Source organism: Halorussus sp. AFM4, assembly GCF_051194995.1.
Classification (GTDB): domain Archaea; phylum Halobacteriota; class Halobacteria; order Halobacteriales; family Haladaptataceae; genus Halorussus.
This window is the reverse complement of record NZ_JBNTJT010000001.1, coordinates 523302-536652: the sequence shown is the minus strand read 5'-3', so window position 1 is coordinate 536652 and position 13351 is coordinate 523302. Positions and strand designations below refer to the sequence as shown.

At 70.6% G+C, this 13351-nt stretch carries 13 protein-coding genes; 7 read left to right on the top strand and 6 right to left on the bottom strand.

From position 1 onward, the window contains the following. Positions 1-558 precede the first annotated feature (558 nt). On the bottom strand, positions 559-1020 hold the full coding sequence (locus ACQUQF_RS02685) for a hypothetical protein (RefSeq protein WP_435175456.1): 462 nt from the start codon (positions 1018-1020) through the stop codon (positions 559-561). 1095 nt (positions 1021-2115) lie between these two features. On the opposite strand from ACQUQF_RS02685, the gene hpt reads away from it, so the two are divergent. Further along, positions 2116-2673: a hypoxanthine/guanine phosphoribosyltransferase gene (hpt, locus tag ACQUQF_RS02680; protein WP_435175454.1), complete on the top strand. Its 558-nt coding sequence runs from the start codon at positions 2116-2118 to the stop codon at positions 2671-2673. 570 nt (positions 2674-3243) lie between these two features. Further along, positions 3244-4635, top strand: a complete 1392-nt coding sequence (locus tag ACQUQF_RS02675) for a uracil-xanthine permease family protein (RefSeq protein WP_435175452.1) — start codon at positions 3244-3246, stop codon at positions 4633-4635. Between the two features lie 93 nt (positions 4636-4728). On the opposite strand, the gene ACQUQF_RS02670 is transcribed toward ACQUQF_RS02675, so the two are convergent. Together ACQUQF_RS02670 and ACQUQF_RS02665 are read right to left on the bottom strand one after the other, a co-directional pair. Then, positions 4729-4986, bottom strand: coding sequence for a hypothetical protein (locus tag ACQUQF_RS02670; protein ID WP_435175450.1), 258 nt, complete (start codon positions 4984-4986; stop codon positions 4729-4731). 79 nt (positions 4987-5065) lie between these two features. Further along, complete coding sequence (locus ACQUQF_RS02665; protein ID WP_435175449.1) at positions 5066-5386, bottom strand: hypothetical protein; 321 nt, start codon at positions 5384-5386, stop codon at positions 5066-5068. Positions 5387-5496: 110 nt separating this feature from the next. Between ACQUQF_RS02665 and ACQUQF_RS02660 the strand changes: the two genes are divergently transcribed. The 3 genes from ACQUQF_RS02660 to ACQUQF_RS02650 all read left to right on the top strand — a co-directional run bounded on the left by ACQUQF_RS02660 (position 5497) and on the right by ACQUQF_RS02650 (position 8650). Continuing rightward, positions 5497-6450, top strand: a complete 954-nt coding sequence (locus ACQUQF_RS02660) for an SDR family oxidoreductase (RefSeq protein WP_435175447.1) — start codon at positions 5497-5499, stop codon at positions 6448-6450. After that, positions 6443-7951, top strand: a complete 1509-nt coding sequence (locus ACQUQF_RS02655) for a right-handed parallel beta-helix repeat-containing protein (protein WP_435175445.1) — start codon at positions 6443-6445, stop codon at positions 7949-7951. The genes ACQUQF_RS02660 and ACQUQF_RS02655 overlap by 8 nt, the downstream gene beginning before the upstream one ends. Positions 7952-8248: 297 nt before the next feature. Beyond that, complete coding sequence (locus tag ACQUQF_RS02650) at positions 8249-8650, top strand: hypothetical protein (RefSeq protein ID WP_435175443.1); 402 nt, start codon at positions 8249-8251, stop codon at positions 8648-8650. 57 nt (positions 8651-8707) lie between these two features. Here ACQUQF_RS02650 and ACQUQF_RS02645 read toward each other — a convergent pair whose 3' ends face one another. Both ACQUQF_RS02645 and ACQUQF_RS02640 read right to left on the bottom strand, forming a co-directional pair. Then, the gene (locus tag ACQUQF_RS02645; RefSeq protein ID WP_435175441.1) at positions 8708-9367 is read right to left on the bottom strand and encodes a DUF1345 domain-containing protein; all 660 of its coding nucleotides are present in this window, start codon (positions 9365-9367) and stop codon (positions 8708-8710) included. A 6-nt stretch (positions 9368-9373) separates the two neighbouring features. Next, a complete protein-coding gene (locus tag ACQUQF_RS02640; protein WP_435175439.1) occupies positions 9374-9628 on the bottom strand; it encodes a hypothetical protein in 255 nt (84 codons plus the stop codon). A 129-nt stretch (positions 9629-9757) separates the two neighbouring features. On the opposite strand from ACQUQF_RS02640, the gene ACQUQF_RS02635 reads away from it, so the two are divergent. Beyond that, entirely contained in the window at positions 9758-12412 is a 2655-nt protein-coding gene (locus tag ACQUQF_RS02635) for a PAS domain S-box protein (RefSeq protein ID WP_435175437.1), read from the top strand. Positions 12413-12750: 338 nt separating this feature from the next. Next, the gene (locus ACQUQF_RS02630; protein ID WP_435175435.1) at positions 12751-13050 is read left to right on the top strand and encodes a hypothetical protein; all 300 of its coding nucleotides are present in this window, start codon (positions 12751-12753) and stop codon (positions 13048-13050) included. Between the two features lie 5 nt (positions 13051-13055). On the opposite strand, the gene ACQUQF_RS02625 is transcribed toward ACQUQF_RS02630, so the two are convergent. After that, positions 13056-13199, bottom strand: a complete 144-nt coding sequence (locus ACQUQF_RS02625) for a hypothetical protein (protein ID WP_435175433.1) — start codon at positions 13197-13199, stop codon at positions 13056-13058. Positions 13200-13351 lie beyond the last annotated feature (152 nt).

The following is a 13351-nucleotide window of genomic DNA, read 5'->3' as shown; positions in this document are numbered from 1 at the left end:
GCAATCGTTCAACCGTATAACGCGGATTGAGAACGACCTATGGGCGTGTTTCTCGGATCGGGTCCGGGTGAACGCGCATTACGACGGCCGCGTTCCTCGGAGACGGTCCGGTATGCCGACCATCCGTTCAGCACAGGCGGCAATCCGCGTCCCGCGCTCCGTCGAGGCCCCACGGGATGGCCGGGACTGGACCCGAACATCGCTACCCGGTGCCCTCGCTCTGAATCACCGGAGGCCGGGCCAATCGCCGCGACACCGCGGGCCGATTCCGACCCTGGTCCGGTGCTGGCTCCGGTCGCAGGTGTCCGTGACGAGTCCTGCCGACCGCCGCGTCGAGCCTCGTTGATTGTTGCGACGAAACTCGCTGATTGTCACGACTCTCTCCGTAGTCAGGTGTACGCTTCCTCCGTGGACGACTGCGCGCCCGTTGGAGACTGTATCACTCGCGGATACGGCCTATCGCTCCCGGATACGGAACCGGAGCCGCACCGGTCGTCGAGCTCCCGGTCGCCGAATCGCGCCGAAAAATGAGAAATACGTGACGAAGCGACTGCAGGTTTACGCTTCGGCCTCGTCGTCGCCGTCGTCGATGTCGATCTCGCCCTCGTTCTCGGCCTCAGCCTCGCCGTCCTGGTCGACGTCGGCGTCGTTGTCCTGGTCGATCTCGTTGTCGCCAGTCTCGACGTCGTTGGAAGATTCGGCCGTGTTGTCGTCATCGCTGTCGTCGACCTCAGCGCTGGACTCGGTGTCCTCGACGTCGTCCTGGTCCTCTAGGTCGGCGTCGTTGTCCTGGTCGACGTCGGCGTCGTTATCGACGTCCGCGTCCGCGTCCTGGTCCTGGTCGACCTCGTAGTCGTCACAGTCGATGTTCTGTGCAACCTCGTCGTCCGCGTCGTCCACGTAGTTCTCACACTCTTCCTCGCTGCCGAAGTCCTCTGCGGCCGCGCTCCCGGTCAGCGCCACACCGGCCATTCCGACTGCGAGTACGAGCGCGAGCATCACGCTTAGTGCTTTTCTCATTGGTGTTCACTCCGTTGGTGGACGCCGTGTCATTGGCGTTCCAGTGGTCCGCCCACGGACTTCCACTGCTCCCGGTGGGCTCGGCGTCCGGTTGAATCGAACGACAGAGTTCTGCATTAATGGCGCTGAGCGTTCATTCCGTGCAAGTATCACGTGCCGAACTGGAGTACTCGGTGACATATTCAGACAGAATTATGTTATAACTGATACGGGTGTAGAGGCCTTCAAAGGACCTGTTCATCCATATAGAGGTAGGAACAGTAGCGGGACAGGTTTCGAATTACACCAGTCTATTCGATGGAAATGCTACTGATGCGTCATCAGTTCCGATGGGTGGATTGCATCGCCGTATCCCCCGGTATCGCCGTCCAACGGAAGTTTTCGAATAGAACCGTCGCTTTGCGCTCGCCCGGCCTCGTTCAATCGGCGAGCACTCCACGGACTCGGACGAGGTGACAATGATTGACACGCCGAATTTACAGTTACGACCAATTGTTGCGCCCGTAGTTCCGTTCGATGAGACCTATCGCGAGGGCGGCGAACCCGGTCACGTCGGGCGAAACGCGTCCGTTCGAATCGCAGACGATTCGAAATCCCGACTTGACTCCGTTTACCGCCTCGACCGGTCGACCGCTGCGGGGAATCGGCTTCGAACTCGATGGCCCGGTCGCGGCGCGGACGCCCGCCGGGCCGGCGATCGACCGTCCGGTCCGTCCCATCGGATGTTGACCGACCGTATCGGGTGTGACCCGCTGGCAATCCCGGTTACAACTGTCCGGAATCCGAGTGGACGCCGAGTTTCGACACGTGCGCGGATTCAGATATAACAGGCTCGTAATCCTCCACGCTCGATGGAGCGTTCTACCAGAGGTGGAGCTGTGGCCGGTAGCGGGAGTTCTGGCACCGGACCGCACCCGTCCGGCGCAGTCCCGGCTCGCCCCCGGGTCCGACGGACGCAGTGCCGGTCCGCGCTCGACCACTCCGGTCGGCTCCGCTCGCTGGCGTCCGACTCGAGATCGCGGCCGTCCCGCGTCGACCCCGCGGGTCCCGCGGAAGAACGAACCGCTTTTGCCGCCCTTGCGCCCAACACACGCCATGGACCGGCTCCTCGACTCGCTGCACGAAGCGCCCATCGTCGACAAGGACGGCTACCAGTACCTCGTCCACCCCATCAGCAACGGCGTGCCGATGCTCGAACCCGCGCTGCTCCGCGAGGTCGTGGTCGGGGTCACCCGCGCGGCGGACCTCGACGTCGACAAGATCGTCGCGCCCGAGGCGATGGGCATCCACATCGCGACCGCGCTGTCGCTCCAGACCGACGTCCCGCTGGTGGTCATCCGCAAGCGCGAGTACGGCCTGGAGGGCGAGGTCGCGCTCCACCAGACCACCGGCTACTCCGAGTCGGAGATGTACATCAACGACATCGAGGCGGGCGACCGCGTGCTCGTCGTCGACGACCTGCTCTCGACCGGCGGCACGCTGGCCTCCATCTGCGACGCGCTCGACGAGATCGGCGCCGAGATCGCCGACATCGTCGTCGTCATCCGGAAGGTCGGCGAGACCGCGCTCGACGAGACGGAGTACGAGGCGACCAGCCTGGTCGACATCTCGGTCGAGGACTACGAGGTGACGATCCACGAGGCGCGGGACTGAATCGGCTTCTTCTTGGGGATGACCGGAATCATGTCTGAGTAGTTGGGCGGACTGGAGGGTTGATTGTTTAGAAAGCTCCCGTTCGATCGCTCTCAGCCAGTGGCAGCACGAGTATCGTGAACAGCAGTGGAACGGGGACCGCCCAGAAAGCCCCCGCCCGGTCGCGGTCGTCTCAGCGACATATCCTCCGCTCACTTCGTTCGTTCCGGATAGGGGTCGCTGAGACGCCTGAAGTGTACGCGACCGGACGGCCCCTTTCATCCACCCCAACACTGCACCGCGACAGCCTCACACCTCCCCAGCCTCCTCCCTCGTTCGCTTCGCTCACTCGGTATTCCCTCGCACGACGATGGCGGACCACCAGGGTCCGCCGTGGGAGCACGCTCCCACGAGCCTCGGCTCGCTCCGCTCGCCGAGACGCCAGCGCGCGCCAGTCTGTAGGTACCACCGAGCTATCGGAGGACGCCGACGTGAAATGCACGAACATGCATATTATTACCCTCCCGACGCCGAATATGGGCTCGAACGCGAAACTATTATTCATCAGGCCTCGCACGGGGGAAGTATAGCATGACAGAAACGGACGGGGAAATCGAGCTCGAATACGGACGCGACGAGAAGCCGCCGCTGCTGAAGTCCCTGCTGCTGGGGCTCCAGCACGTCGCGGTGATGATCGTGCCGGCGACCGCGGTGGCCTACATCGTCGCGGGCGCGGTCGGGCTGAGCGCGGCCGACACCGCCTACATCGTCCAGATGGTGCTGCTGTTCTCCGGGCTGGCGACCGTGGTCCAGGCGTACACCGTCGGGCCGGTCGGCGCCCGGCTGCCCATCGTGATGGGGACCAGCTTCACCTTCGTCGGCGCGGCGACCAGCATCGGCGCGGACGCCGGACTCGCGGCGGTCTTCGGCGCGATACTCGTCGCCGGCTTCGCCGTCGAGGGGCTCATCGGCTGGCAGTTCGAGCGCATCAGGCCCTTCTTCCCGCCGCTGGTCACCGGGCTGGTCGTGGTCATCATCGGCCTCTACCTCGTCCCGGTCGCGGTCGACTACGCGGCCGGCGGCGTCGGCGCGAGCGACTACGGCGCGCTCCACAACATCGGGCTGGCCGCGCTCGTGCTGGGCGTCGCGGTCGTCCTCAACCTCTTCACCTCGGGCATCACGCGGCTGCTGAGCACGCTGGTCGGCATCGCGGTCGGGTACGTCGCCGCGGTCGCGGTCGGCCTCGTGAACTTCGCGCCGGTCGCCGACGCGGCCTGGTTCGCGGTCCCGCGGCCCGGCGCGTTCGGCTTCGCGTTCGAGCCGGTGCCGATCGTCACCTTCGCGTTCCTCTTCCTGGTCTCGGCGATGGAGACGGTCGGCGACATGTCCTCGATCACCGCCGCGGAGGGCCGCAACCCGACCCACGAGGAGTTCCGCGGCGGGCTGTTCACCGACGGCCTCATGAGCTCGCTGGGCGGCGTGTTCGGCGCGTTCCCCGTCACCTCCTTCTCGCAGAACGCGGGCGTCGTCAACTTCACCGGCGTGATGAGCCGCCACGTCGTCGGCGTCGCGGGCGTCATCCTGGCGCTGCTGGGCTTCAGCCCGAAGGTCGGCGCCGCGGTCACCACCATCCCGAGCGCGGTGTTCGGCGGCGCGGTGCTGCTGATGGCCGGCATGGTCGCCGCCAGCGGCGCCCGGCTCATCTTCCTCCACGTCGACCTCGACCGCCGGAACATGGTCATCGTCGGGGTCGCGCTCGGCCTGGGGCTGGGCGTCGCCACCCGCCCGGACGCGATCCAGGGGCTCCCGGACGCGGCCGAGACGTTCTTCGGCGAGCCGGTAATCCTGACCGCGCTGACCGCGCTGGTGCTCAACACGCTCACGCCGGGCGAGCAGAGCCCGCTGTTCGACGCCGGCCCGAAGGGGACCGCCGGCGAGTCGCCGGCCGAGTCGAACGCGGTCGCGACCTCCGGCGAGGACTGACGGGTTCTCCGGCTCGTTCTACCTCTCCGGCCTCTTCCGCCCGTCGGGCTCCTCCCGCATCTCCGACTGGCCCGATTTCGACTGCCGCCGCTCCTACACCGCGTCGGTGTCGACCAGTCGCTTGCCGTGGTACTCCCGGAAGTGCCGGACCCGGAGCTTCCAGGCGTTGTTCTCGTCGGCGGCCGGCAGCTCCATCCCGCAGAGCCCGCAGACGTCGCCCCCGTCGCGCTCGACCGACAGCAGCGTCTCGTCGTGCATCGACCGGAAGTGGGAGAAGATTCGTTTGACGCGCACGTCCCGGCGGCACCGGGCGCACGGGTACATCCGGTCGGGGAAGGGCGTGTTGCTCACGGGTACAAGGCCGCGCCGAACCGCCAAAAGGGTACGGCCCGCCGGCAGATGACCCGCCCCGGCCGACGGGCGGTCCGCGTCACACGTCGTAGACCGCCGCCGCGATCAGCGCCGCAGCGCCCACAAGGGCGAAGCCCACGAGCGCGAAGTACGGCAGTGTTGGCGGCGGATCGAACGGGACGGCCCCGAGCCAGAGCCCGACGACCGGGATCAGCGTGAACACGACCACGAGGCCGAGGAACGACCACCAGACGATCCGCGCCGCGGTCGCGAGGCGGTCGGCGACCGTCGCCGGGGTCGGCGACCCGTCGTCGGACCCGGAACGGTCGCCCGGCCCGGAGCGGTCGCCGGGCCGCGGTTCGGCGGCGGACTCGGACTCGGCGTTCGAGGCGGTGGCCATGTGCGTACGGTCGGCGGCCGGACAAATCGGTCTGTCGGTCGTCGCAGGCGACGGAGCGACCCCTTCGCCGCGGCCGCCAGTCGTTTCTCGCGCGGGTCCGAAGCCGCGCCATGGGGGAGACAGCTCTCGTCACCGGCTGCTCGACCGGCATCGGCCGCGAGACCGCGGCGCAGTTGCTCGACGCCGGGTGGACCGTGTACGCGACCGCCCGCGACCCGGCCGACGTCCGCGACCTCGCCGACCGCGGCGCCGAGACCGCAGCGCTCGACGTGACCGACCCGGAACGGGCGGAGGCGGTCGTCGACGGCGTGTATGACGACCGCGGCCGCCTCGACTGCCTGGTCAACAACGCGGGGTACGGCCAGTTCGGCCCCGTCGAGGACGTGCCGATGGAGGCGGTCTACCGCCAGTTCGAGGTCAACACGTTCGGCCCGCTCCGGCTCGCCCGCGCCGCGCTGCCGCGGATGCGCGAGCGCGGCCGCGGGACGATCATCAACGTCACCGCGGGAGTCGGCGGCCTCACGATGCCCGGGCTCGGCGTCTACACCGCCTCGAAGTTCGCGCTGGAGTCGCTGACCGACGCGCTCCGGCAGGAAGTCTCGCAGTACGGCGTGGACGCGGTCACGGTCGAACCCGGCATCGTCGCCACCGACTTCTACGACCGCGTGCTCGCGGAGGTCGCGGCCTACGACCACTCGCCGGCCTACGACGACCTCTACGCCGTGCTGGACGACCTCGGCGTCGTCGAGGCGGGCGGACCGGGCGTCAACAGCCCCGAGCGCGTCGCCGCGGCGATACGGCGGGCCGCGACCGCCGACCGCCCGGACCCGGTCTACCGCGTTGGCCCCAGCGCGACGCTGGGCACCTACGCCGCGGCGGTCGTCCGGGGCCGGGCGCGCGACAGGGCCTCCCGGCTGGGGCTCGGCGTGCTCTCGGACGAGCGGGCCCAGCGCCTGCTCCGGAAGCGCGACCCCCTGGGTCGGACCGGGGAGTCGGATTCCGAGCGCAGGGCCGGTCGGCGGGAGGACCGGCGCACCCGGGCCGGAGAACCGACCGATGAGTGACCACTCGCGGCGCGACGTGCTGTCGGGGCTGCTGGCCGCCGCGGGGTGGCGGGCGACGACCGGCGCGGCCGCCGCGGCCCGGCAGGAGGCGGTCCCGGACACCGTCGTCACCACGACCGAGCAGCTCCAGCGCGCGTTCCGGGACCTCTCGGCCGGCGAGAACGTCTGGATCAGCGACGAGGGCGCGCCCTACCGGACGACGGAGTGGCTCGACGTCGACGCGGACGGCGTGACCGTCGACGGGCCGAGCGTCCGCCGGCTCGTGATGCCCGCCGACGGCGCGAACGTCGGCGGGTTCCGCGTCGGGCACAACAGTCACTGCGAGAACGTCGAGCTCCGGGGCGTCGGCTACCACGGCAATCCCGGCGGGCAGCGCGCCACCGCCAAGCGACTCCACGGGTTCGTCGTCCGGGACGCGGCCGACGTCCTGCTCTCGGGCAACGCGGTGACTCGGACCCACCCGTACCACGAGCACAACGACGGCGGCAGCGGTATCAGCGTCGAGCGCCGGGCAACCGACGTGCAGGTGGTGAACAACTACGTCTACGACATCGGCGACCGCGGCATCCAGCTGGCGGGCGACCGCATCGCGGTGGTCGGTAACACGCTCGTGAACGGCTTCGACCACGCCGTCGCGCTCGACGCGTGGGTGCCGAACGAGCGTCACGCCACCAACGTCTCGGTCCGGGGCAACGTGATGGGCGGCAACCCGCAGGGCGCGCTCGTGGGCGCCAGCGGCGGTCGCCAGGACTCGAACGTCGGCCGCTTCGACATCTCCGACAACATCGGCTTCGGCGAGCACAAGTCGCTGGTCCTCATCGGCTTCGGCCAGGCGCTCCGCGGCATCCAGATCGAGGGCAACGTCAGCGTCCAGGCCCAGAAGGAGAAGTACTCCGGCATCTCGCTCGCCATCGAGCGCGCCGAGGACGTGGCCGTTCGGGACAACGACCTGTACGACTACGCCGGGCGGGGCATCAACGTCGGCGGCGGCGTCGAGGACTTCAGCGTCACCGACAACGCCGTCTACGACGCCGGCCAGGCGGGGATCAGAGTCACCGGTGCGACCGACGGCGTCGTCCGCGACAACTACGTCGACGGGGCCGCCGGCGAGGGCGTCCTGCTCGACGCCGCCCGCTTCGTCACCGTCAGCGGGAACCGCGTCCGGCGGGTCGGCGGCGCGGGCGTCGCGACCCGAAACGCCGACCGGCTCGCGCGCCACGTCGTCGCCGACAACTACCTCAAGGAGTTCGGCCTGCGCGCGTCGGCCGGCGGCGGAGACGGGTCCCAGTCGGCCCCGCCGGGCGTCCTGGTCGCCGACTCCGGCGTGACCGTGCGACACAACCACGTGCTCCAGTCGGGGGCGCCGGCCCTCGTCGAGCGCGACGGGGCGGGGCGCAACCGCTACGAGGACAACTGGGCCGACGGCGACGGGCCCGACCCGTGGCGCATCGGGGCGCCCACCTCCGCGGTCGAGGACCACACGCCGCCGGTGGACGCCTAACCCGGCCTGACGCCCGAGGACCGGACGGTCCGGGTCGAGTTCGACAAGCCCTACGCCGACCCGCCGAAGCTGGCGTTCGGCCGTCGGGGCGGCGGTATCCGGAACGTCCGGTACGCGACCGACGAGAGCGGCGACTTCGTGGCCGCGACGGTGACGCTCGCGGCGGGCGACGGCGGGGCGGTCGACCTGTTCGTCGAGTCGGCGTGAGCGGGCGGTCGGTCCCGACCGCCCGTCGCTCGGTCGCCGACCCGCCGGGCGGCCACACGACCTAACAGCGCGGCCGCCGACGCTCCACCCATGACGGAGTACGAGCAGCTCGGCGGCGCGTCAGTCAGCGGCGACTCCCGAGAGGTCCCGGTCCCCCAGCAGGCCGTCAACATGGAGCTGGTGAAGTCGGGCGGCGAGGTCTACTGGGGCGTCCGCGAGACCGACGGCGCGGTGGTCGCCTCCCAGCTCTACGACCCACTGGAGGACGACCCCGACGTGCGGTTCCTGACCAGCACGGCCGTCCCCGACGACAGCCGACAGCTCCGGGTGCCCGACGCGGTGTTCGACCACTGGGACGACGTGTACGGCGGCGGCACCGCGGTCGTCGGCGGCGACCGCCTCGAGTTCTGGACGACCGACGAGCTGGCCGAGAACGAGCAGCTGCTGGTCCTGCCCGAGTGGCAGGTCGAGGACGTGACGGGCGAGGAGTGAGCCCTCTGCGGTTCCGACCGCGAGGGTCGAACAGGAGGTCTCGCTGCCGGCGAGAGGTCAGGCGTAGAGGTTCGCCACGTTCACCACGACGCCGAGGACGCCGGTGTTGTAGGCGAACGCGAGCAGGACGTGACCGAGCGCGGTCGTCCGGAACCGCCGTGACGTGATGGACACGTCCGAGGTGGAGATGGCGGTCCCCAGCGTGAACGCGAAGTACGCGAAGTCGACTCGGGCGGGCGCCTCGTCGCCGGGGAACGCGAGCCCGGCCTCCGGCGGGCGGTCGCCGTAGTACAGGGCGGCGTAGTGGGCGGCGTACGCGGCGTTGAGCGCGAGCCACGCGAGCACGACGGCCAGCGCGCTCAGCCCGATCTCCAGGTGGTCGACCGGCCCGGTCGGCCGCCGGGCCAGCGTCGACAGCCCGAGCGCGAACGCGAGCCCGAACAGGCTGAAGCCGACCGCGAGCGTCCGGTCGCGCCGGGAGCGCCGGTACCCCCGCAGCCGGGCCCACGACCGGGTCTCGGCCGCGGACGCCGCCCGGGCGCTCCGCCACGTGAGCGCCAGCCAGACCAGGGTGGCGAGGTCCCACGCGAGCACGATCCGTGGAGCGGTCCGCAACCGGAACGAGACCAGCAGCGCGACGACGAAGCTCGCTACGGCGGCGACGCCGCGGAGCCGCCGGCGGACGTCCGTCCGGTCGGCGGTGGGCCCCGGCGCCACGGTCGGCTACTCCCGGCCCTCCTTCCGGGCGGCCCCGTGGTCGGCGCAGAGTATCTCGCCGGTGTCGGTGTCGAAGTATAACTCGTCGCCGGCCGCGATGCGCTCGCCGCCGACGCCGCAGCCGTCCGCGTGGTTCAGGAAGTACTTGCCCTCCGCGCGGCCGGTCTCCAGGCGGTCGGCCCGCCGCGCGAACTTGACGATCCCCTCGCCGATCTGGGTGCGCTCGGGCGAGTCGGCCTCCTCGAAGTGGATGACGGGCATGGCTCGGCCCCGGGGTACCACGCCGTCCCGTATAAGGTCTCGGCGCGGGCGCCTCGCACCCGGAGACCCCGGCGCGACTAGGACGGCCGTTCAGGAGGCTTATAGGGCCACGACGGGATACAACCACCAATGGGAACGTCAGGGTCGCCCCAGCGCACGCTCGCGGAGACGCTGGGTGTGTTCACCCGGCGGGAGACCGCCGGAACGCCGCTCACGACAGACGAGGTCGCCGACGCGCTGGACTGCGAGCCCGCCGCGGTCGCCGGCCACCTCGAGGAGCTCGCCGACCGGGGCGAGCTCCGGTCCAAGCCGGTCGGGTCGGACGGTCGCGTCTGGTGGCGGCCGGCCGAGGACCCCGACGACGGGGGCACCGACTCGGCGGCGCCGCTCGGGGACGCGCAGTTCCACGAGCTGGTCGGGGCCGTCACCGACTACGCCATCTTCGCGCTCGACGCCGAGGGCCGCGTCCGGACGTGGAACGACGGCGCGCGCCGGATCAAGGGGTACGACCGGGACGAGATCGTCGGCGAGCACTTCTCGACGTTCTACACCCAGGCCGAACGGGACGCGGGCGTCCCCGAGGAGAACCTCGCGGGAGCGAGGCGGAACGGGCGCGTCGAGGACGAGGGCTGGCGCGTCCGGAAGGACGGCACCCGCTTCTGGGCCAACGTCACCATCACCGCGCTCCGCGACGACGACGGCGACCTCCGCGGGTACCTCAAGGTCACCCGGGACATGACCGAGCGCCGCGAGTACGAGCAGCGGCTCCGCGAGCAGAAGGAGCGGTTCGAGACGCTGGTGCGCGAGGTCAAGGACTACGCCATCTTCCTGCTCGACGCCGACGGCGTCGTCCAGACGTGGAACGACGGCGCGCGCCGGCTCAAGGGGTACGACGAGGACGAGATCGTCGGCCGGCACTTCTCGGCGTTCTACACCGACGAGGACCGCGAGGCGGGTCGGCCCGAGCGCAACCTGGCGACCGCGGCCGCGGAGGGCCGGGTCGAGGACGAGGGCCTTCGGGTCCGCAAGGACGGGACGACGTTCTGGGCCAACGTCATCATCACGGCGCTCTACGACGACGACGGCGACGTCCGCGGGTTCGCGAAGGTCACCCGGGACATGACCGAGCGCCACGAGTACGAGCAGCGGCTCCGCGAGCAGCGCGACGAGCTGGACGAACTCGACCAGATCAACGCCGTCATCCGCGACATCGACCAGGCGCTGGTCTCGGCGACGACCCGCGAGGAGATCGAGCAGGCGGTGTGCGACCGGCTGGCGGCGTCGGACACGTACTCGGCCGCGTGGACCGCGGAGTACACCGAGGGGTACACCGACATCACGCCCCGGGCGTGGGCCGGCGTCGGCGAGGACTACCTGGAGGCGATCCGAAGAGCGGACGCCGCCGACGAGACCGAGAAGGGCGTCGGGACGACCGCGCTCCGGACCGGCACGGTCCAGCCCGTCCAGCGGCTCGGCGGCGACCTCGCGGGCGAGCCGTGGCGGGAGGCCTCGGTCGCGGCGGGGTACGAGTCGGCGGTCACGGTCCCGCTCGTCCACGACGGGGTCGAGTACGGCGTCCTGACGGTGTACGCCGAGAGCGAGTCGGCGTTCGACGGGCGCAAGATCGCGGTCCTGAGCGAGCTCGGCGAGACCATCAGCCACGCCATCGCCGCGATCCGGCGCAAGGAGCGCGAGCGGACGCTCACCGCGCTCCAGAAGTCGACCCGCGAGCTGCTCCAGACGGCGACCGTCGGGGAGATCAGCGACATCATCGTCGAGACGCTCACCGACGACATCGCCCTCGACGACGCGGTCGTGTACGCCCTCGACGACTCGGCGGACGCGCTCGCCCCCGCGAGCTCGTCGGTCAGCTCCGGGGCCGACCCGGACGAGCGCTCGCCGATTCCGGCCGGGTCGGACTCGCCGGTCTGGGCGTCCTTCGCCGACGGCGAGACCAGGTACGTCTCGTCCGGCCTCCCGGCGACCGGCAGCCACCCGGCGATGGTGGTCCCGCTCGGCGACCACGGCGCGCTGGTCGTCGGCGCGGCCGACGCCGAGACGTTCGACGGGAAGATGCAGCACCTGGTGGAACTCGTCGCGGCGACCACCGAAGCGGCGCTCGAACGCACCGACCGCGAGCGCCGGCTCCAGCGCCAGAACGACCGGCTGGACAGCTTCGCCAGCATGCTGGCCCACGAGCTGCGCAACCCCGTCCAGATCGGCCAGATCTACGGCCAGCAGCTCTCGGGCGGGCAGAACGCCGAGGCGGTCGAGTACGTCACCGAGGCGTTCGACCGCATCGAGCGGATGATCGACATCATGCTCGTGCTGACCCGGGGCCGGAAGGCGGTCGGCGAGCCGACCCCGACGCCGCTCGCCGCCGCGGCCCGCGAGGTGTGGGCCGACGTCGACGCCCCCGACGCGGCGCTCGACGTCGACATCGACCGCACGATACGCACCGACGAGACGTACGTGCGCCACCTGTTCCGCAACCTGTTCGAGAACGCGGTCGAGCACGGCGGCCGCGACGTCACCGTCACGGTCGGCGAGCTCCCGATCGGGTTCTACGTGGCCGACGACGGTGCGGGCATCCCCGAGGCGGACCGCGAGCGCGTGTTCGAGGAGGGGTACACGACCGCGGCCGACCAGGGCGGGACCGGGCTCGGCCTGGCGTTCGTGGCGGAGCTGGCCGACGTGTACGACTGGGAGGTCTCGGTGACCGAGAGCGAGTCGGGCGGGGCGCGGTTCGAGTTCACGCGGGTCCACCGCGAGTCGGGGCGATGAGCCGACCGAACCGCGACCTCCGAGCGCCCGGCGGCCGGCCCGGCCCAGATCCTCACTCGCCAGCGGGCCCGACCGGAGCCCCCACAGGGAGGAGTCGCTTCCGTCCCCGTCAGGGGGCAATTACGCATAACCGGCTGGCGGTCGAGGCGACACCATGGAGCGAGTAGCGCCAACTGCGGGTCGGTCCACCGGCGTCGGTCGCGCAACCGCCGACCGCGACGCCCCGGCGGTCGTCGCGTCCGGACCGCGCAGCCCCGTTCGCGTCGCGCGACTTCGGACCCGTAGCGGACTCGCCGGCGAACCCGTCCGGCGGTGCTCGGGGACACGGAGGGCCAGCGATGGCGGCGACTGACGGCGACACCTCGCGGGTGGTCTCGTGGCTGCGGACCACCGACTGGCTGTGGATGATCATCGCGGGGTTCTACTTGCTCGCCTACCTGTTCTGGTACGTCCCCGCGCTCGCGAGGCTCCCCCGGAGCGCGCGCGACCCGCCGGAGCAGTTCCCCTGGCACTGGCCGCTGGACTTCGCGACGACGGCGCTCTCCGGCGGCGTCCTCCTGCTGCTCGGCTTCCGCCGGGCCACGGAGTTCGCCGACGGGTCGCGGGGCGGAACCGCCCGCCGCCCGACCGACGAGTGACCCGCTCAGGCGGGCGCGGTCCGCGAAAGCGCCGATTCGTCTCCCTGCTGCTCCTGTCGTAGCTTCGTCCGCAGGTACAGCGTCGTCAGCGTCAGTCCGGCGACTACCAGCGCGACCAGTCCGAGGAGGAATTCGAGTCGTGCCGTCATGCGTCGCGGAGGCACGGCGGCGACGCTGATAAAAGGGACTCCGTGCGGGGTTCCGCCGGCGTCCGGCGGCCGGAGCGCCGGCGACGGCTCCAGGGGTCGGCCCAAACCCTCAATCGCCCGCGGGGCCTACCGGAGTCACCCACGGGGAGGAG